Below are 20001 nucleotides of genomic sequence, written 5' to 3'. Positions count from 1 at the left end.
CCAGTGCCTCGGCGACGACCTGGGGGGATGCTGCCGGTCGGCAGCATCCCCCCGTGCCCTCTCCCGCTGTCAGCTGCAGGAGACCTTGGCGTCGGCCCAGTCGGCGTGGTCGTTGCCGTTGCCGTCACCGCCGTCGCCGACCACCAGGTCCAGCAGTTGGGCGCCGGTGGTGTCCACGTCGATGGACACCGTCGCGCCGTTGCCCTTGAGCACCGGGGTGGTCACCAGGTTCCGGCCGTCCGCGAGGACGCTGAAGGTGACCGTTCCGGCGCTGCCCGCCTCGGCGTCGACGCCCACCGTGGCGGTGAACCGGGTGCAGTGGCCGCCGAGGTAGAGCCCGACATCGCTGACGGCGTTGGTGCCCAGCCCCGAGGCGTAGACCTTGCCGCCGACGGTGATCGGCTTCCCGTCCCCGGCGGCCTGCTCGCCGTTGCTGGTGTTGCGTTCCACCGGGCCCCAGCCGTTGGACGAGGTGAAGAACGGCAGTGCGCTGACCTCGCTGTCGGCGGTGGGGGCCACCGGCACCGCGCGCACATTCCTGACATCGCTCAGCTGCTGCCCCCCGCCGCCCTGCTGGTGGTAGCCGGCCACCGCGGTGAGCTGCGAGAACGCCGGGAGGGTGCCGTCCGGCGCGGTGACCGTCCAGCTCCCGGTGAGCGAGCTGCCGCCCTTCACCTTCTGTGCGGTGACCGGACCGGTCGCCTGGGCGGTCCAGCCGCCGGGCAGGGTCAGTCCCAGCGTGACCCCGGTGGCCGCGGGCGCCCCGGCCGGGACGGCGAACGTCGCCGTGACCGGGTAGGCGGTACCGGCGGCCGCGGTGTCGGGGGCGTCCAGGACGACCGTGGCCCGGTGCGCCTTGGGCTGGGCATAGGTGGCGGCGTTGTAGCGGGGGCTGTCCACCGTCGCGGTCTGCAGGGAGGAGGCGGTGCTGCCGAGGTTCACCAGCGACACGGTGCCCAGGCCGCCGGTGCTGCCGTCGGTGTTCCAGACCGCGATGGCGATGGAGTTGGCGCCGTTCGCCCTGAGGATGCCGTTGGGGATCGGGAAGACGTGCTGCGGTCCGACGTCGTTGACGTAGCGGCCGAGCTGCCAGCCGTTGACGTAGATCAGCGCCCGGTAGTGGCGTGACGCGTCGTCGGTGATCTGCAGTCCCACCGAGGTGTCCTGGCCCTTGGGGAGGTTGAGGTCGGCCGTGGTCCGGTACCAGGAGACGCCTGGGTTGGTGTCGCCGGTGGGCAGACTGACGGTGGACCAGGAGTCGTCCTTGAACCCGGGCAGGCTCCAGCCGGCCCGCTCGCCGTAGAGGCCGCCGGTGTTCATCGGGCCGCGCACCGGGTCGACCAGGTCCTCGCCGCCGCCGGCCCCCTGGATCCGCCAACTGAGGGTGGTCAGCGGGGATCCGGCGACCACGGCGCCGATCAGGCCGCGGGCCTCCTTGTTGCTGTCGGCCTGGTTGTAGTCCTCGTTGTGGCCCATGTTCTCCACCAGCACGGAGACCTCGTTGTCGGCGCCCGGCTGCAGCGTCCCGGCCGGGAAGGCGAAGGTCTGCGAGACCGACCCGCCGTTGTTGGGGCTGCTGCTGCCCAGGAAGGTGCCGTTGAGCCAGACGGAGTAGACGCCCGCCTTGCCGGTGATGGCCGACAGGGTGATCCCGGTCGCACTGCTGGAGCCCTTGAAACGGCCCCGGTACCAGACGTCGCCGTGGTGGAAGCCGTAGTCGTCGGCGAAGAGCACCGGCAGGGTGACCGGGGTGGTGGTGCTGTTGGAGCTCGCCTTGTCGGCCACCTTCCAGGAGGAGTCGTCGAAGCCCGGCTGGGACTCCGGGGACTCCTGGGTGTGCTTCCAGTCGGTGAGGGACGGCAGGGTGACCGCGGCAGCGCCGGGCAGGGTGCTCAACTCGGAGCCGCTGCTCGTCCTCCTGGTCTGCAGCCGTTTGCCGTTCCAGGTGATCCCGCCGGTGGTGGCCGGGTCGGCGAAGACCTCGACCGGCTGGGCGGCGGCGCTGTCGCCGGTCAGGTCGAGCCGGCCCTTGCCGCTGCCGCTCGGGGCCGCAGCGGTGCTGGCCGCGGTGCGCAGCAGGTCGCTGCCGTACACCAGGACCGGGCCGGACGAGGTCTGCGCCTGCCAGAACTGCTCGGCGGTCGCGTCGTCGCCCAGCAGCAGGAGCAGCGGACGGGCGCCGCCGGTGATCAGAACCCGCTCCAGGCTGCCGTGGGTGTAGTTCAGTCGGAGGTCGCCGGTGCTGGCGTCCCAGGTGCTCTGCACACTGCCGGAGAGGACCTGGACCGTGGGCTGCTTCTGGTAGTTGAGAACGGTCTCGCCGTCCTGGCCCTGGCGTCCGTACAGGACGGCGACGTCCCGGCCGCCGATCTCCGCCTGGGTCATGATCTCCGAGGTGGAGTACTGCAACTGGCTGGCGCCCAGCTTGTAGTTGGCGACGACGGTCTTGGAGTCGCGCCCGGCGAAGGTGAGTTGGGTGCCCGGCTGCTGCGGGACGGTGGGGTAGTACCTGGCACCGGCGGTGGGCAGGTCGATGGCGTCGACCGAGACGAAGGTGCCGGTGGCGGCGGCGTCCTTCTGGCCGGTGGCCACGATCTTGAGGGTGTGCGCGCCGTCGCTGAGGCCGGAGGCGGCGTACTGCACCTGCTGGTTGGCGGTACTGGCGGCGTAGCCGTCGACGGTGGTGACCTTGACGCCGTCCAGGTAGACGTCGGCCAGGCCGTGGTTGGCGGCCTTGGAGGCGATCCAGCGGATCCCGGTGCCGGAGAAGGGGATGCTGACGCTGTCGCCGGCGGTGCTGGTGAAGGACTCGGTCTTCTGGTACTCGCCGCCGGTGTAGTTCTGCTCGGAGCCGACGTGCGACCAGCTGCCGGTGTACTGGAGCTGGGGGGAGGCGTCGTCGTAGCTGTAGCCGGAGTGGGCGCCCAGGTCGATCGCGATATGGGTGGAGTCGGTGCTGGTGGAGGTCGAGTTGGCATGCCGCAGCACATGGAACTGGGTGCCGTCGTCGGGGTTGATCCTGGCGGTGTCGACGATGGCCGCGTTGTCGGTGGGGGCGGCGGCCAGGGTGTCGGTCTTGGTGATCGGGGCGACGCTCTGCAGGAAGTAGCCGATCAGCTTGTCCTGCTGGTACTTGGCGGTGAGCTGCCGGTCCTCGGAGATGGCGGCGCCGTAGTCGTAGGACGTGTAGACCTGGGAGGGGTCGGCCTGCCAGCCCCAGGAGGTGCCGCCGTAGGTCATGTAGAAGCTCTGCATGGTGGCGCCGACGGCGATGTTGTTCTTGTAGAAGACATTGGCGAAGTCGGCGCCGGTCAGCTGGGCGCACTTGGCGTAGCCCGGCCCGCCCCAGGGGTCGAACGACCCGCCCTGGAACTCCGCGGTGTACAGCGGCTTTCCGGCGACGTGGTCGTAGGAGATGTCCGGGACGCCCCGCCAGGACGTCGGGTTGGAGCAGTTGAAGCCCTGCGGGTAGGAGTCGGCGCCGTCGATGTCCAGGGCTCCGGCGCCGCTGTTGAAGGTGCCGTTGTTGTTGCCGGTCAGCGGGACGGTGATGCCGTCGGCGCGGGCCTTGTCCTCCAGGTGGGTCATGTAGGCCCGGCCTGCGGTGGAGCCGTCGTAGAACTCGTTCTCCACCTGATAGGCGATCACCGTTCCGGTTCCGTTGGTCAGTTGGTGCCTGGCCAGGATCGGGTCGATGTGGCTGAGCCACTCGTCGGCGGCGGCCAGGTAGGTCGGATCGGTGCTGCGGTCCCTGCCGGACTCGTTGCCCAGCCAGGCGGGGAAGCCGCCGCTGTCGACCTCGGCGTTGATGTACGGGCCGGGGCGGGCGATCACGTAGATGCCGGCCTCGGCGGCGAGGTCGAGCAGGTGGTCGACGTCCCGGACGCCGGAGAAGTCGTAGACGCCCTTCTTGGGCGAGTGGTAGGCCCAGTCGAAGTAGATCGAGACGGCGTTGAAGCCGGCCGCCTTCATCTTCTGCAGCACGTCCAGCCAGAGCGAGGGGCTCGGCAGGCGGCTGTAGTGGAACTCGCCGGACCAGACGTACAGCCGCTTGCCGTCGATCATCAGGGAGTAGCCGTCGTAGGTGACGGTGTGAGTGGTGGGGGTTTTGGAATCCGCGGGGGTCCGGACGACCGTCGCGGCGGGGGCGGCGGCCGCGTGTGCGGCGGCCGGGAGGGTGAGTCCGGCGGTGACTGCGGCGAGGGCCGCAGTCAGGGCGACGAAGGATCTGGAGGTGCGACGGGGCATCTACTGCTCCAGCAGGGGTCGAAGGTTCGCGGGTGGCAGAACGTTTCGAGCTGAACGGAGTAGAGCAGGAACTCACAGAGACCGTCAATAAATCCTTCAGAATCGCCCAGGAACCACCGGCCGGACCCGACCGACGGAGAGGTGAGCCAGCGTCAGCAGCAGACAGACCCCCGCCAGTCCGACCCACAGCGCCCCCACCGAAGCGCGTTCGAGCACCGCCGTGCCGAGCACCGGCGCGGCCACCCCGGCGATCCCCCAACTGATCCCGAAGACGGCCAGATAGCGGCCCGCACCCCCGGGCGGCGCGAGGTCGGCGACGACGGCGTAGGCGCGCCCCATCACCAGCAGGTCGCCCAGGCTCCAGACCACCGTGGCCGCGAGGGAGACCGGGAGCCGAGTGGCGGCCGCGTACCCGGCCAGGCCGACGGCCAGCAGCAGTTGGCCGAGCGCGAGCGCCGTCGGCGCGGGCAGGGCGGCCAGGCGCTTCAGCCGCAGCAGCGGCTGGGCGGCGACGACGGTGCCGGCCGAGACGGCGAACAGCAGCCCGGCGTCCGAGGCGGGCAGGCCGCGGCGTTCCAGGGACAGCGGCAGCAGCATCATGATCTGCAGATGGACCAGGGCGAAGGCGGTCCCGGACGCGAGCATGGCCAGCAGCGCGGGATCGCGCCACGGGCTGACGCGGACCGGGGACGCCACGTCGCTGCGGGCCACGCCCGAGCGGCCCTCCGGCAGCACGACGCGCAGGACGACCGCACAGACCAGGCAGCTCACCGCATCGGCGACGAACAGCCAGCGCAGGTCCCACCGACCGAGCGCCGCCGCGATCAGCCCGGCGCCCATGCCCCCGGCCGCCAACGCGGCGGTCAGCAGGCCGTAGGCCCGTACCCGCTGGCCGGGTGGTACCGCCTCGGCGATCATCGCCTGGCAGGGCGGCTCGTACAGCTCGAAGACCAGCCCCAGCAGCACGGCCAGAACGGCCGTCGCCGCCAGCGAGCGGGCTGCCGCGATCCCCAACTGCGCCAGCGCGCACCCGCCCAGCCCGAGCACGATGGCGCGCCGCTGCCCCAGCCGGTCGGCGAGCCACCCGCCGAGCAGCCGGGACGGGACCGTCGCCAGCCCGAACGCCGCCGAGACCAGCCCGGCAGTACCGATCCCGGCCCGGTAGTCATGGACGACCAGCACCGTGAGGAACGAGATCGAGAACGCCCCGAGCTGGTTCACCATACGCGCCGCGAGCAGCAACGACACCGCACGCGGCAACCGCTCCGGACGCGTCCTGGCGCCGCCGCGCCGCACCCGAAAACCCGTCGGAAGCACTAGATCGGCGGCCAGGGCACGGCCGGCCACTCCCCGGAGGGGACCGGGTGGAGGCCGCTCTCCAGCAGAGCGGCCACCCGTTCGCGCAGGGCGTCGATCTCCGCGGCGGTCAGCAGCGGCGCGAGTTCCTCGGCCAGCGGACCCTTCAGCTGGTCGGCCAGGCCGGCCAATGCGGAGACCGCCTCGTCATTCAGCGGCTCGCCGGCCCAACCCCACAGCAGGGTGCGGAGTTTGCCCGGCACCGCGAAGGTGACCCCGTGGTCGATGCCGTAGAGGCGGCCGTCGACGGCGGGCAGCAGATGGCCGCCCTTGCGGTCGGCGTTGTTGATCACGGCGTCCAGCACCGCCAGCCGGCGCAGCCGCTTGTCCTCGGCGTGCACCAGCAGCGCGGTCCGGCCCCCGCCCACCTCGGCGCGGCCGATCGCACACCATCCCTCCGCGGGCTCCTGCGCGTCCTGCAGGGCCAGGAGTTGGGCCTCCGGATCGGACTCCACCCAGATCTGGCACATCCCCTCGCCGAAGGGACCGTCCCGCAGCACCGTGGGCGGCACCAGACCCCAGCCGGTCGCGGCGGCGACCAGGTAGGCGGCGACCTCGCGCCCGGCCAGGGTCCCGTCGGGGAAGTCCCAGAGCGGACGCTCGCCCCGTACCGGTTTGTAGACGACGACAGCCTCCTCCTGGCCGTCGCTGACGGTGCAGTAGAAGACCCCGTTGGAGGCCTCGGTGAGCTGCCCGTGGATCTGCAGCTCACCGGCGCGCAGCAGCGCCAGCGCGCGCTCCGGGTCGGCGGCGAGTGCGGCGGAGGCTACCGGGTCGGCGTCGGGGGCCTCCGCCCGGGGCGGGGTGCTCAGCGCCGGTACCCGTTCTGACGGGGGCACACATGTCCCTGCGGGTCCAGCGGAAGGCTGCAGAACGGGCAGGGCGGCCGCCCCGCGGAGACCAGTTCCAGCGCGCGCTTGGCGAAGACCCGGGCCATGGCTCCGCTGAGGCGGACCCGCAGCATCGGCGGCCCGTTCTCGTCGTCCTCGAACAGGTCCTGGGCGTCGGGGTCCTCGTCCAGGCCGCTGTCCGGGTCGACCTCGATCAGCGCCTGGGCCTCGACGATCAGCCGGTCGATGGACTCGTCCCAGGCCAGGGCCATGGTGCCGACCCGGAACTCCTCCACCACCGGCAGGTCCAGCGGGGCGCTGTCGACCATCTCGGCGGGCGCGACGGCCGGCACCGCGGTGCTGCCGCCGCTGCGGCGGACCACCTCGTCCAGCAGCTCCTCGACCCGCTCGGCGAGCGCCGCCACCTGGGTCTTCTCCAGGAGCACGCTGGTCACCCTGCCGCGGGCGCTGGCCTGCAGATAGAAGGCACGCTGGCCGGGTTCGCCGACCGTACCGGCCACGAATCGCTCGGGCGGATCATAGAAGAACACCTGGCGGGGCACGGGTTGCTCCAGATCTGGACGTCGCTGTTCGACCCAACCCTACCTATCCGGCCGGTCGGTCACCGCACTCCGGTCTCACAGTGCGGTCCCCCGGGCGCTGCTCAGGCGCCGGTGGCGCCCCCGACGACGGCGTCCCCGCTGTCCCCGGCGGCCGTCGCGGGCGCGTCCTTCCTGGGCGCGAACCCGCTGAGGTCGCCGGTGTCGCTGAGACGCAGCACGAAGGGCCGGTGCGGGGTGTAGCGGATCACGGTGACCGAGGCGGGCTCGACCGAGATCCGCTGGAAGTTGTCCAGGTGCAGGCCGAGCGCGTCGGCGACGATCGCCTTGATCACGTCGCCGTGGCTGCAGGCCAGCCACACCGCGTCGGCGCCGTGCTCGTGCTCCACCTCGGCGTCCCACTCGCGGACGCTCTCCACCGCGCGGTGGCTGAGGTCGCGCATGGACTCGCCCTCAGGACCGGGGAACACCACGGCGGAGGGGTGCGCCTGCACCGTCTTCCACAGCGGCTCGCCGGCCAGCTCGGCCAGCGGACGCCCCGTCCAGTCGCCGTAACGGCACTCGCCGAGCCGCTCGTCCAGGCGCTGGGTGAGCTCGGGGCGGGCCTCCAGCAGCGGGGCCAGGGTCTGCCGGCAGCGGTCCAGCGGGCTGCTCACCACCTGGCTGACCGGCACCGCCGCGAGCCGTTCGGCCAGGTCCTTGGCCTGCTGCTCACCGTGCGCGTCGAGATCCACACCGGGTGCCCACCCGGCCAGGATCCCGGCGGAGTTGGCGGTGGAACGGCCGTGGCGGACGAGCAGCAGAGTCGGCATGCGGTCCAGCGTAAACGCTGGACCGACGCTTCGATCAAAGGGGTGGAAGCGCGCGGACGGCCCCCGCGGCGGGTCAGGCCAGGCCCGCCAGTTCCACTGCCTCGGCCGCCGTGCGGAGGGCCTCGATGCGCTCGTCGAGCAGGAAGCCGCCCGGGGAGAGGTTGAGGGTGGTGACCCCGGTGGCGGCGTAGGCCTGGAGCCGGTCGGCCAGGCGCTCCCGGGTGCCGATCAGGGTGGTGGAGTCGATCAGCTGCTGCGGAACCGCGGCGGCCGCCCCCGAGTAGTCCTTGGCCAGGTACTTCTCCTGGATCTCGTCGGCGGCCTGCTCGTAGCCCATCCGCCGGGTGATCCGGTTGTAGAAGTTCTGCTCCTTGCTGCCCATGCCGCCCACGTAGAGCGCGGTGTACTGGCGGAACAGGTTCGCGGCCAGCGCCAGGTCCTCCGGCTTGTCGCTGGCGCTGACCGCGATCGGGACATTGGGGGCGATGTCGAAGCCGTCCAGGGTCTTCCCGGCCTTGGCGCGGCCCGCGGTCAGGTGGTCCAGCGACAGCCCGGCCTGCTCGGGGGCGAAGAAGATGCCCAGCCAGCCGTCGGCGATCTCGCCGGTCAGCTCCAGGTTCTTCGGGCCGATGGCGGCGATGTAGAGCGGGATGTGCTCACGCACCGGGTGCACGGTGAGCTTCAGCGGCTTGCCGGGACCGCCGGGCAGCGGCAGGGTCCAGTTCGCGCCGTCGTGCACCACCCGCTCGCGCGCCATCGCCTTGCGGATGATCTCGACGTACTCACGGGTGCGGCCCAGCGGCTTGTCGAACTTGACGCCGTACCAGCCCTCGGAGACCTGCGGTCCGGAGACGCCCAGGCCGAGCCGGAACCGGCCGCCGGACAGGGTGTCCAGGGTGGCTGCGGTCATCGCGGTCATGGTGGGGGTGCGGGCCGGGATCTGGAAGATCGCCGAGCCGACGTCGATGCGCTCGGTCTTGGCGGCGACATAGGCCAGGACCGTCGCGGCGTCGGAGCCGTAGGCCTCGGCGGCCCAGCAGACCGCGAAGCCGAGCCGGTCCGCCTCCTGGGCGACGGCGATGTTGTCGGCGTCGTTGCCGAGGCCCCAGTAGCCGAGATTGATGCCGAGTCGCACGGTGCTGCCTCCGAAGGGTATGGGCGTCACCGCGACTGTATCCGGGGCGGCGGCCGGAAGCTACCGGCCAGTACGGCCAACTGCCCACCGGCCCTTGCTGTGGGCCTGCATCGCATCGCACGGTCGGCCCACTACGCTCACCCGACATGGAACTGCGACATCTGGGCCGGACCGGGCTCCGCGTCTCCCGGCTCGGCCTCGGCACCATGACCTGGGGCGAGGACATGGACGAGATCGACGCCGCGGAGCAGCTGAAGACCTTCGTCGAGGCCGGCGGCAACCTCGTCGACACCGCCGACGTCTACGCCGACGGCGGCGCGGAGTACCTGCTCTCGCGGCTGATCGAGCAGTTCGTACCGCGCGCGGACCTGGTCCTGGCGACCAAGGCCGGCAGCGTCCCGGACCAGGACCGGCGCTTCGACGGCTCGCGGGGCCATCTGCTGGCCGCCCTGGACGCCTCGCTGGCCCGCCTCGGCACCGACTACGTCGACCTGTGGCAGGTACACGCGTTCGACCCGGACACCCCCACCGAGGAGACCCTGCACGCCCTGGACCTGGCGGTGTCCTCGGGCCGGGCGCGGTACGTCGGGGTGTCCAACTTCTGCGGCTGGCAGCTGGCCAAGGCCGCCACCTGGCAGCGCGCGGTGCCGGGGCGCACGCCCCTGGCCGGGACGCAGATGGAGTACTCGCTGCTGCAGCGCGGAATAGAGCGCGAGGTGCTGCCCGCCGCCCTGGACAGCGGTATGGGCCTGCTGGCCGCCTCCCCGCTGGGACGCGGCGTGCTCACCGGCAAGTACCGGCACGGCACGCCCGCCGACTCCCGGGGGGCCTCGCCGTACTACTCGGCCTTCGTCCAGCCCTACCTGGACGAGCGCGGACGGCGGATCGTGGACGCGGTCGCCACCGCGGCGGACGGCCTGGCGGCGACACCGCTGCAGGTCGCGCTGGCCTGGGTGCGCGACCGCCCCGGCGTGGTCGCCCCGATCGTGGGCGCACGGACCGCGGCCCAGCTGAACGCGGCATTGTCAGTGGAGTCCCTTACGCTCCCGGAGGAGATCTGCCGAGCCCTGGACGACATCTCGGCGCCGATCCACTTCTACCCCGACCACGACTGGAGCGCGCTGTGACCGACGAGCCGAACCGGACGCTGACGGAGGACGGCCCCGCGGCGGCGGACGACGCCGCGGGGGCCGCCCCGGCCCCGCCCGCGCTGCCCTCGGCGGAGCAGCTGGCCGAAGCGATCCGGGCGATGGGCGGCTCGGGCCCGGCCGACGGGTCGGCCACCGGCGGCTCCGCCTCCCCTTCCTCCACCTCCCCTTCCTCCTCCGGCGCGGCTGCTGGAGCGGCCGGGACCACGCCCGACGCCGCCAGGGCCGAGGCACTGAAGGCCACCGCCGCGGTGCTCGCCGCCGGCGGAGCCCCGGCCGAGCTGGTCGGCGCCGTCGTCGCCGCCCTCGGCGAGGGCGCTCCGGCGGCGCTGCGCGAGGACCCCTGGGCCCTGCTCTCGGTCCCCGGCGTCCGCCCCGAGCACGCCGACACCTTCGCCCGCGGGCTGCTCGGCGACGCCTGCGGCCCGGACGACCGCCGTCGCGCCGAGGCGCTGGCGGTCTGGCTGCTGGAACGGGCCGCGCTGCGCGGCCACACCGCGGTCGAGCTGTCGGCCGTCGGCGACGGGCTGCGCAAGCAGGGCGTGCCCGAGCCGGAGGAGTCACTGGCGGCGATCCTCGGCGAGGGCCGGGTGATGGCCTTCCAGGAGGAGATCCAGCAGCCCGGCGCGGCCCCGCACGGCGAGGACGACGAGGACGAGCCCCCGGTCCGGGTGCTGCTGGCGCTGGACCGGCTCGCCCTGGCGGAGGAGAGCCTCGCCGACGGCCTGGTCCGCCTGGTGTCCACCTTCGAGGGCGACCCCGTCACCACGGACGGCGTCACCACGGACGGCGTCAACACGAGCGCCGACGATCACCCGGACGAGGCCGAGGCCACTGAGGACAGCGCCGCCGGACCCGCACCCCTCGACTGGCCCGGCGCGGCCGAAGCCGCACCGTCGGCCTCCGCCGCCGCGCTGATCCGGGCGGTCGCCGAGGCCGGCCTGGTCCTGCACACCGGCGGCGAGGCCGCCCGCGCCGAGCCGGTGGCGCTGGTTCGCGCCGTCCGCGGCCTGGGACTGCGCGCCTGGGTCGCCGCCGCGACCGGGGACGGCCGCCGCCGGCTGGACGACGAGGCCGCCGTCACCCTGGCCGGACTGCTGGCCGGCACCGAGGGCCCGGGACGCGCCTCGGACGGCACGCTCGCACTGGACCTGCTGGTGGTCTGCGACGCCCCCGCGCTGGACGTGGAGCTCGCGGCCACGATGGTGGAGTCGGTCGCCGACGGAGCCCGGCTGGTGCTCAGCGGCGATCCGGCGGTGCTGTGGTCGGCGGGCCCCGGACGGGTCTTCGCCGACGTCCTGGCCGCCAAGGCCTGTCCCGTCGTCGCCTCCCGCACACCCGACTTCGGGCCGATCGGCGAGCTGGCGTCCGGGATCGGCATCGGTGAGCTGCTGCCGGTCGAGGCCCCCGACAAGGAGGTCGTGATCGTCACGGCCAAGGACGGGGCCGAGGCGGTGCACCGGGCCCTGCAACTGGTCCACGACTCCATTCCGCGGGCCCTGGGCATCCCTGCCGAGCAGGTCAGGGTGCTGACCCCGGGCCACGGCGGCCCGGCCGGCACCCGCGCGCTCAATGCCGCCCTGAAGCAGCGGTTCAACCCCGGCCCCGGCAGCTTCGGCGGCTTCGACCCCGGCGACGTCGTGGTCCACTCCCCCGCCCCCGGCGTCGCCCGCCCGGGCACCCTGCGGGCCGGCGGACCCGCAGGGCTGGTGCTGGACTGCGAGGGCGAGGAGGTGCGGGTGGAGCGCGAGCAGGTCGCCGCGACCGTCCGCCACGGGTGGGCGCTGACCGCCCATCAAGCGGTCGGACGGCGCTGGCCCGGCGTGGTGGTCCTGCTGGCCCCCGAGGCGGCCGGCGAGCTGACCCGCCAGTGGGTCTACACCGCCTTCAGCCGCGCCGAGAAGCACCTCTCCGTGGTGCACGCGGTGGGCCAGGCCCTCCCCCAGGCCGTCGCCACCACCCCGGCCCACCCCCGCACCACCCGCTTGCGCGGGGTGCTCTCCGAGCAGGTGACCGAGGTCGCAGGCTGACCCGGGGCGTTAGCCTGGTTGGTCGCGCAGTTCCCCGCGCCCCTGAGCAAAGTGCAAGTGGCCCGTCTGCACTGGCCAGGGGCGCCGGGAACTGCGCGACCGGCCCCCTACGGTCGGCAGTCGAAAACCCGACCGCCGGTTCCGCTACCGCTCCGGGTCCAACGGCTCCAACTCGTCGTCGTAGACCTCACTGACGTCGAAGCGACAGATCAGCAGGTCCGGGTCGGCGTCATCGAAGGGCTCGGAGAGCCAGTCCCCCGGCTCCGCCGGGTCCGCCGCGGTGACCCACAGCGTGGAGTCCCCCTCCTCCAGGCCGAACTCCTCCGCCCTGGAGGCGATCTCGTCGGGCTCGTACTCCCCGAAGAGCGCCCCGAGCGCACCGCTCACGCTCGCGGACACCGGCCCCGGGTCCGCCGCGGTCGTGCCGTCGATCCGCAGCGCCGCCGCCCGCAGCCGCAGCGGGTCGGTGATCAGGTAGTCCCGGCGGATCAGCACGCTGATCGCCTCCGGGTCGTCCGGGTCGGCGTACTGGGCGAGATCGCTGTCGTGCGGCACCTCGAACGGGGTGACCTCGTCGTAGGCGTCGTAGAGGACCTCGTCGTAGGCGTCCGCGGCCTCCGCGAGCGAGGCGTAGGCGGTGGCGACCCCGGGGTCGTTCTCCCCGGTACGGGCTTCGACGGCGGCCAGATGGCGGTCGATGGCGGCCTTGACCGCCTCGGCGGCGCTACGTACCTCGGCGATGGTGGGCTGCGCGACATCAGGCATGGTGCTGACGCTATCCGCTGTTGGGCCCGTAGTGCACAGAAGTTATCCGGTCGCGCCCGATTCGGGCACGTGGATTTACCGGGGAGCGCTCCCCAGGTGCTTCTCCCGGTGCTCACTCGTCCGTGCGAAGCCCGGTTCAGGCCCCTGTCCAGGCGGCAGCCTTCGTGGGACCCTGTCCGGACCAGGTTCGGCACCGGGCTGAACCCCTGTCAGATCCGATCAGCCGTGTCAGCGGCCCGTCGTAGGCTTGACTCAGAGCGCTCTGCAGGAGGAAAGACTTGGCAGCAACAAAGATCGTCCAACAGCCCGAGTACGAGTTCCGCTCCATGCTCCTGCCCCGCGACGTCTCCCGGAACGAGGCCAGGCGCCTGCTGACAGAGCAGGCCGAGTACGGGCACTGGGAGTTGGACCGGCTCCGGCTCTTCCCGGACGGGCGCCGCAAGGTGGTACTGCGCCGGAAGATCATCCGCCAGGTCCGCACCTGGTCGCTGCTCTCGGACTGATGGGCCGGGGCGGCCGACGGCATACGGAGACGGAAGGGGTGGTGCGCACCGGTCGGTGCGCACCACCCCTTCTTGGCGTCCTGTGAGCCCGGAGGCGTCAGTTCTGCCCGGGACGGGCCCGGCGGTAGAGCAGCAGCCCGCCGAGGGCCAGTGCGGCTCCGGCCGGGAGCATCAGCATGGTGTCGCCGGCGCCGGTGGAGGCGAGGACCGCCTGGGTGGGCGTGGCCGGGGCGTGGGCGGCCCGGCTGACCGTGGTCACCTTCTGCGGGGGCGGCGGGGAGCTGTGGTGCACCGGCGGGGTCACCGGCGGCGCGACCGGGGGAGGCGGCGGCTGCGGGTGGTCGTGGCTCGGCGGGGTCGGGGTGCAGGAGCAGTGCTCCGGCGGGGTGCCCTGGCCCGGGGGCGTCACGACCGGCGGGGTGATGTGGCCGCCGCCGTGGTTGGCACAGGTGTTCCCGTGGGCGCTGTTGCCGCCGCCGATGACGGTGGCGGTGACGCCGCAGAGGTTCACCGGCGCCGACACCGGGGTCTGGACGCCGTTGCCCGACCCGACGCCGGGGGAGCCGTGTGCGCCGCCCTGGCTGGTGGACCCGCCACCGGAGCCCCAGGAGCCCCCAGAGTCCCCGGAGCCCCGGGAGCCCCGGGAGCCCCAGGAATCACCGGAGCCCTTGGCGTGTCCGGAGCTGTGGGAGTGCTCGGAATGCCCCGAGCCGTTCGCGCAGTTGTTGCCCATCGCCGGATTGAGCAGGCCGACCACATCGACGGTGTCGCCGCAGACGTTCACCGGAACGTCCACCGGCACCTGGACGGCGTTCCCGGATCCGACGCCGGGCGAGTCGGAGGCGGAGCCGACGGCTCCGGCGTCGGCGTAGGCATAGCCCGCAGTTGATGCGAGGACGCTCCCGGTCGCCATGACCGTGAGAAGTCCGCGTCTGGCAGCTTGTCGCATGGATTGCCCTGCCCTCAGTTTGTCTGTGTTCGCGTATGGGACGTCGACCTGTATTGACGTGATGAATCACGTAACGAGAGGCCGGGGTCCCAGTTCATGGGCGGCGCACGCCTTTCACTGGTCCGGGTGATGATTCACCACCCGATTGACGCCGTGCCGACGATGACGACGCGGTCCCGGGAGGCATGGCACGCCTCCCAGGACCGCATGTCCGAGAAAAGTCCGGAGCTGTCCGGTCGGTATCAGTCGTTCTCGCAGCTGTTGCCGAAGGCCGGGTTCAGCAGCCCGATGACGCTGATGGTGTTGCCGCAGACGTTCACCGGAACGTGAACCGGAACCTGGATGACGTTGCCGGAGAGAACGCCCGGGGAACCCCAGGCAGCGCCCTCGGCAGAGGCTCCGCCGTGGGCGGAAGCGGCACCCGCGCCGGCGAGAACCAGGCCACCCGTGGCAGCAACAACCGCAGCGATCTTCTTGACCTGCATAATGTCCTCCTAGTCGACGTCGCAGCCCGTTCGGCGGGCTGCATATGAGTGAACGAGGCTGCGGCAAACGGGGTACTAGTGGGCTCGGCCATTCACCCGCAACGGTGATCGACTCAAACGCCCGAGCGAAAGCGCGGCGTCGAAGAGAACAAGAGCCCGCCGCACCGGAATTCCGGGTACGGCGGGCGGTGGATGAATTCAGCGGGCCCCCGCGGAGCCCAATGGGCCTCAGCGACCCTTGCCAGGGCTCAGCAGGCGTCGATGAAGCGGTCCAGCACCCGGACTCCGAAAGTCAGCCCGTCAACCGGCACCCGCTCGTCCACCCCGTGGAACATCCCGGCGAAGTCCAGCTCCGGCGGCAGCTGCAACGGGGCGAAGCCGAAGCAGCGGATCCCCAGCTCGCTGAAGGACTTGGCGTCCGTGCCGCCCGACAGCGTGTACGGGACGGCGCGGGCGATCGGGTCCTCCGCGCTCAGCGCGGACTGCATCGCCGCGACCAGCGGGCCGTCGAAGTCGGTCTCCACCGCCTTGTCCTCGTGCACCGTCTCCCGCCGGACCCGCGGACCGAGCACCCGGTCCAGTTCCTCGTGGAACTCGTCCTTGTAGCCGGGCAGGTAGCGGCCGTCGACATGGGCGCTGGCCTGGCCCGGGATGACATTCACCTTGTAGCCGGCGCCGAGCATGGTCGGCTGAGCGGTGTTGCGCAGGGTGGCCCCGATGAGCTTGGCGATGCCGCCGAGCCGCTCCAGCGTGGAGTCCATGTCCTCGGGGTCGAGCTCGACCCCGAGCGCGTCGGAGAGCTCGTCCAGGAAGTGCCGCACGCTCTTGGTGACCCGCACCGGGAACTGGTGCCGTCCGAGCCGGGCCACCGCCTCGCACAGCTCGGTGATGGCGTTGTCCTTGTTGGTCATGGAGCCGTGGCCCGCGGTGCCGTCCACGGTCAGGCGCATCCAGTGCATGCCCTTCTCCGCGGTCTCCACCAGGTAGAGGCGGAGGTTCTCGTTCACCGTGAAGGAGAAGCCGCCGACCTCGCCGATGGCCTCGGTGACGCCCTCGAACAGACCAGGGTGCTTGTCGACCAGGTGGTGCGCGCCGAAGACCCCGCCGGCCTCCTCGTCCGCCAGGAAGGCCAGCACGATGTCGCGCGGGGGCTTGCGCCCGCCGCGGAGCCGGTCCCGGACGACGGCCAGGGTCATCGCGTCCATGTCCTTCATGTCCACCGCGCCGCGGCCCCAGACGCAGCCGTCCACGATCTCGCCGGCGAAGGGGTGGTGGGTCCAGTCGTCCGCGTTGGCGGGCACCACGTCGGTGTGCCCGTGGATCAGCAGCGCCGGACGCGACGGGTCCTCGCCCGCGATCCTGGCCACCGTGCTGGCCCTGCCCTTGGCGGACTCGAAGATCTGCGGCTCCAGCCCCACCTCGGCGAGCTTCTCCGCGACGTACTCGGCCGCCGCCCGCTCCCCCGGCCCCGAGCCGTCGCCGTAGTTGCTGGTGTCGATCCGGATCAGCTCACGGCAGAGGTCCGCGACCTCGCTCTCCCCGGTCACCCGCGTCGGTTCGCTCTCGCTCACGCTGTCCAGCCTCTCTCCGTACGGCACCGAGCCCCCTCCGCTCCACCCCGGGGGTCCACCGGCATGATCCCGCCATCCTCTCCCCTCCGCCCGCCGATCCCAACCCCCGCCCGCGTCCCCGCCCGCATCTGCGCAGGTCGAGCGACCGGGAACGCGTTCGGAACCCCGGCTGATCTTTGCTATGGTTATCCACGTCAGCACGGCGGCGACGCCGTGGTGATCACCCGGTCCGGGTGGCGGAATGGCAGACGCGCTAGCTTGAGGTGCTAGTGCCCTTCGGGGCGTGGGGGTTCAAGTCCCCCCTCGGACACCTGTTGGTATACATGATCGCCGGAGCATGCGCTCCGGCGATCGCTGTTTGCGCCCCTCCGTCAATCCCCGGCGGCGTCCTGTTTGATCATGTCGGCGCACTTCTCGCCGATCATCATCGTGGTGATGCACGGGTTGACGGTGACCAGGTCCGGCATGACCGAACCGTCGGCGACACGGAGGCCGCGGATGCCCCTGACCCGCAGGCGGGCGTCGAGCGGCGCCATCGCGTCGCCTTCCGCGCCCATCCTCACCGTCGCGGAGGGGTGGTAGACGGTGTTGTGGGTCTTGGTGATGTAGTCGAGCAGCTCGTCGTCGGTGCGGACGTCCGGCCCTGGAGCCAGCTCCGCGCCCGCCCAGCCGGACAGTGCCGACTGGGCCGCGATCTCACGGGCCAGCCGCAGCCCGTACGTCATCACCCTCACGTCGTGCTCATCTGTGAAGTAGCGCGGGTCGACCTTGGGCTTGTCCCGGAAGTCGCGGGTGCGCAGCCGGACCGTGCCGCGCGAGCGGGACTGGGTGACGTTGGGGGTGAGGCAGAAGGCGTTCTCGCTGGTGGGGTAGGACCACCGGTAGGTGTTCATGTCGAAGGGCATCGAGCCGTAGTGGAACATCAGGTCGGGCCGGGCCAGGCCGGGCCGGGTGGCCGCGAAGATGCCGATCTCCCACCACTGGTTGGAGCGGGTCACCATCGGCTTCAGCGCGTCCCACATGATCACGCCCTCGGGATGGTCCTGGAGGTTCTCCCCCACCCCCGGCGCGTCCAGGACCACGTCCACGCCGACCTCGCGCAGATGCCCGGCCGGGCCGATCCCGGAGAGCATCAGCAGCTTGGGCGTGTCGATCGACCCGCAGCTGACCACCACCTCGCGGCGCGCGCCGACCGTACGGGTGTGGACCAGGTCGGGGTCCAGGTACTCGGCGCCGGTGCAGCGCCGGTCCGCGTCGATGACCAGCCGCTTGGCCCGCACCCCGGTCCGTACCTCCAGGTTCGGCCGCTTGCCCAGGATCGGGTGCAGGTACGCGACCGAGGAGGACTGGCGGATGTTGTCCTCGTCCGAGTTGATCTGGAACCAGCCCGCACCGCGCACCACCGTGGTGCCGGTGTTGAACGAGGTGGTGGGAATGGACGCCTGGGCGCACGCCTCCAGCAGCGCGCTGCCGCAGGGGTCGTCGGGCCGGATGGTGCGGATCTTCACCGGGCCGGTACGGCCGTGGTGGTCGCCGGGTGCGTCATTGGTCTCCAGCCGCTGGTAGAGCGGGAAGCACTCGGCCGCGCTCCAGCCGGTGCAGCCCGCGGCGGCCCAGGCGTCGAGGTCCTCGGCCGGCGCCCAGAAGGCGATGCAGGAGTTGTGCGAGGAGCAGCCGCCGAGCACCCGGGCCCGGGCGTGCCGCATGAAGCTGTTGCCGTGCTCCTGCGGTTCGACCGGGTAGTCCCAGTCGTACCCGGACTCCAGCAGGCCCATCCAGCGGTCCAGCCGCAGCACGTTGTCGTCCCCGACGTCGGACGGGCCCGCCTCCAGCAGGCACACGCTGACCGACGGGTCCTCGCTCAGCCTGGCGGCGACGACGTTGCCGGCGGTGCCGCCGCCGACCACCACGTAGTCGAACTCGTCCACCGCTTCTGTGTCGTGCTCCACGACGGCTCCTCCTCCGTATCGGTGTCAGCGTGTTCCGGTGTCAGGGTGCGCCGTGGGCCTCGTGGGGCTCCGGCAGGTCCGGGACGGCGTGCTCGGCGACCACGCCGGTGTGCTTGCGCTGGACGAACCAGTAGTAGGCGAAGCCGCCGACCCCCACCACGCCGACGAACAGCACGCCGCCCCAGCGCAGGTACCAGTGCTGCGGGTCGGTGGCGTTGTAGACCGAGGCCCTCGGCCACAGCAGGTTGATCGTCATCAGCGTGCCCCAGAGCACCGCCAGGATGTTGATCGGCAGGCCGAACCGGCCCAGCGAGAAGCGCCCTGGCGCGGGGGTCCACTCACCGCGGAACCGCTGCCTCAGCAGCGGCAGGGTGACCAGCAGGTACGCGATGTAGATCAGGGCGATGGCGATGCTGGTGACCACCGAGAAGATCTGCGGCTGGTTGATGTTGACGACCAGGATGGCGATCGCCACCAGCCCGATCAGTACGGTGGCCAGCACCGGCGTCCGGAACCGCGGGCTGAGCCGGGCCAGCCGCGAACCGCCCGGCAGGTTGTTGTCGCGCGCCATCGCGAATGCCAGCCGCAGCCCCGCCGTCTGCACGGACAGCGCGCAGACGGTGATGGCGATGGCGACGCACCACAGCACCGCCTGGCCGGTGGTCTTGCCGAGCGCGGCCTTGACCACGTACTGCAGCCCCTCGGTGGACAGCTGCTTGGAGTTCAGGTCGGGCGTGGCCAGCAGCGCGAAGAGCAGGATCAGCCCGCCGAGGATGAAGGACGCCACCAGCGCCCGCAGGATGGCGCGCGGCGCGTTGCGGGCCGGGTCGATGGACTCCTCACCGAGCGATGAGGCGGTGTCGAAGCCGTACATCACATACGCCGACGCGAGGGAGGCGGTCAGGAAGGCGCCGAAGTAGCCGAGGGTCTGGCCCTGCCCGAAGCCGTTGGTGTGCACGATCACGCCGGGGCCGCGGGTGATGTTGGCGGCGAGCAGGATCACCAGCACGACCGCGGCGACCAGCTCCACGGCGACGCCGGCCGAGTTGATGGTGGCCATCAGCTTGACCCCGAAGGCGTTCACCAGGGTGGTGAAGACGATCAGGATCGCGCCCAGCAGCACCGCGTTGGCGGCCGCGTCGTACTTGCCGGTGCCGTCGCCGACCACCTGGAACACGCTGGAGATCTGAGGCAGCGTCAACTGGTAGGCCAGGGCGACAGCGGCCAGCGAGACCATGGTCGCGACCGTCATCATCCAGCCCGCCAGCCAGCCGATGTGCGGGCCGCCGGTGTGCTTGGACCAGTTGTAGACCGATCCGGCGACCGGGAAGCGGGCGGCGAGTTCGCAGAAGCACAGGGCCACCATCAGCTGCCCGACGAAGACCATCGGCCAGGACCACCAGTAGGCGGGGCCGCCGAAACTGACGCCGAAGTAGAACAGCTGGAAGGTACCCGTCAGGATGGAGATGTAGCTGATCCCGGCGGCGAAGGTGTGGAAGTTGCCGAGCGTGCGCTTGAGGCCGGGCTTGTAGCCCAGCGCGGCCAGCGCCTCGTCGTCGGAGTGGCCGCCCGCGGCTGGTCCGCTCGCGGCAGGTCCGGGTCGAGCGGGCGGAAGATCCGGCATGGCGCTTCTCCTCGGGGCGTACGGACTGGGGCGGGG

Annotated in this window: 15 protein-coding genes and 1 tRNA gene; 4 read left to right on the top strand and 12 right to left on the bottom strand. The window is 71.8% G+C overall.

Annotation, left to right across the window (positions count from 1 at the left end):
• Window positions 1–69 precede the first annotated feature (69 nt).
• The 6 genes from TR46_RS25970 to TR46_RS25945 form a co-directional block, all read right to left on the bottom strand.
• Window positions 70–4248 carry a beta-galactosidase gene (locus TR46_RS25970; protein WP_042405560.1) on the bottom strand — a complete coding sequence of 1393 codons (4179 nt, stop codon included), beginning with the start codon at window positions 4246–4248 and terminating at the stop codon, window positions 70–72.
• 96 nt (window positions 4249–4344) lie between these two features.
• A complete protein-coding gene (locus tag TR46_RS25965; RefSeq protein ID WP_236655507.1) occupies window positions 4345–5472 on the bottom strand; it encodes an MFS transporter in 1128 nt (375 codons plus the stop codon).
• Between the two features lie 92 nt (window positions 5473–5564).
• On the bottom strand, window positions 5565–6443 hold the full coding sequence (locus tag TR46_RS25960; protein ID WP_084718930.1) for an SCO1664 family protein: 879 nt from the start codon (window positions 6441–6443) through the stop codon (window positions 5565–5567).
• Window positions 6413–6997 (bottom strand): DUF3090 domain-containing protein, encoded by a 585-nt coding sequence (locus tag TR46_RS25955; protein ID WP_042405554.1) that lies wholly within the window; start codon window positions 6995–6997, stop codon window positions 6413–6415. Before TR46_RS25955 ends, TR46_RS25960 begins: the two co-directional genes overlap by 31 nt.
• 101 nt (window positions 6998–7098) lie before the next feature.
• Window positions 7099–7806, bottom strand: a complete 708-nt coding sequence (locus tag TR46_RS25950) for a histidine phosphatase family protein (protein ID WP_042405552.1) — start codon at window positions 7804–7806, stop codon at window positions 7099–7101.
• A 73-nt stretch (window positions 7807–7879) separates the two neighbouring features.
• Window positions 7880–8941, bottom strand: coding sequence for an LLM class F420-dependent oxidoreductase (locus tag TR46_RS25945; RefSeq protein WP_042405638.1), 1062 nt, complete (start codon window positions 8939–8941; stop codon window positions 7880–7882).
• A 146-nt stretch (window positions 8942–9087) separates the two neighbouring features.
• On the opposite strand from TR46_RS25945, the gene TR46_RS25940 reads away from it, so the two are divergent.
• Together TR46_RS25940 and TR46_RS25935 are read left to right on the top strand one after the other, a co-directional pair.
• The gene (locus TR46_RS25940; protein ID WP_042405550.1) at window positions 9088–10068 is read left to right on the top strand and encodes an aldo/keto reductase; all 981 of its coding nucleotides are present in this window, start codon (window positions 9088–9090) and stop codon (window positions 10066–10068) included.
• Window positions 10065–12119 (top strand): helix-hairpin-helix domain-containing protein, encoded by a 2055-nt coding sequence (locus TR46_RS25935; RefSeq protein ID WP_052433094.1) that lies wholly within the window; start codon window positions 10065–10067, stop codon window positions 12117–12119. The genes TR46_RS25940 and TR46_RS25935 overlap by 4 nt, the downstream gene beginning before the upstream one ends.
• A 144-nt stretch (window positions 12120–12263) precedes the next feature.
• On the opposite strand, the gene TR46_RS25930 is transcribed toward TR46_RS25935, so the two are convergent.
• Window positions 12264–12884 (bottom strand): hypothetical protein, encoded by a 621-nt coding sequence (locus TR46_RS25930; protein ID WP_042405546.1) that lies wholly within the window; start codon window positions 12882–12884, stop codon window positions 12264–12266.
• A gap of 293 nt (window positions 12885–13177) precedes the next feature.
• Between TR46_RS25930 and TR46_RS43235 the strand changes: the two genes are divergently transcribed.
• The gene (locus tag TR46_RS43235) at window positions 13178–13387 is read left to right on the top strand and encodes a DUF5703 family protein (protein ID WP_269084274.1); all 210 of its coding nucleotides are present in this window, start codon (window positions 13178–13180) and stop codon (window positions 13385–13387) included.
• 97 nt (window positions 13388–13484) lie between these two features.
• Here TR46_RS43235 and TR46_RS25920 read toward each other — a convergent pair whose 3' ends face one another.
• From TR46_RS25920 to TR46_RS25910, 3 genes are all read right to left on the bottom strand, one after another.
• A complete protein-coding gene (locus TR46_RS25920) occupies window positions 13485–14300 on the bottom strand; it encodes a chaplin (RefSeq protein WP_439654390.1) in 816 nt (271 codons plus the stop codon).
• 278 nt (window positions 14301–14578) lie between these two features.
• Window positions 14579–14821 carry a chaplin gene (locus TR46_RS25915; protein WP_042405540.1) on the bottom strand — a complete coding sequence of 81 codons (243 nt, stop codon included), beginning with the start codon at window positions 14819–14821 and terminating at the stop codon, window positions 14579–14581.
• 248 nt (window positions 14822–15069) lie between these two features.
• Window positions 15070–16392 (bottom strand): M20/M25/M40 family metallo-hydrolase, encoded by a 1323-nt coding sequence (locus TR46_RS25910; protein ID WP_042405634.1) that lies wholly within the window; start codon window positions 16390–16392, stop codon window positions 15070–15072.
• Between the two features lie 227 nt (window positions 16393–16619).
• Between TR46_RS25910 and TR46_RS25905 the strand changes: the two genes are divergently transcribed.
• Window positions 16620–16702 (top strand) — tRNA-Leu (locus TR46_RS25905).
• A 61-nt stretch (window positions 16703–16763) separates the two neighbouring features.
• On the opposite strand, the gene TR46_RS25900 is transcribed toward TR46_RS25905, so the two are convergent.
• The gene (locus tag TR46_RS25900) at window positions 16764–18320 is read right to left on the bottom strand and encodes a GMC family oxidoreductase (protein ID WP_169790669.1); all 1557 of its coding nucleotides are present in this window, start codon (window positions 18318–18320) and stop codon (window positions 16764–16766) included.
• Window positions 18321–18381: 61 nt separating this feature from the next.
• On the bottom strand, window positions 18382–19965 hold the full coding sequence (locus TR46_RS25895; protein ID WP_042405535.1) for an APC family permease: 1584 nt from the start codon (window positions 19963–19965) through the stop codon (window positions 18382–18384).
• Window positions 19966–20001: the final 36 nt, after the last annotated feature.

The sequence above is a fragment of the Streptacidiphilus carbonis genome, from assembly GCF_000787775.1.
GTDB lineage: Bacteria > Actinomycetota > Actinomycetes > Streptomycetales > Streptomycetaceae > Streptacidiphilus > Streptacidiphilus carbonis.
The sequence above is the reverse complement of the archived record's forward strand: the minus strand, read 5'-3'. Positions and strand labels throughout refer to the sequence as shown.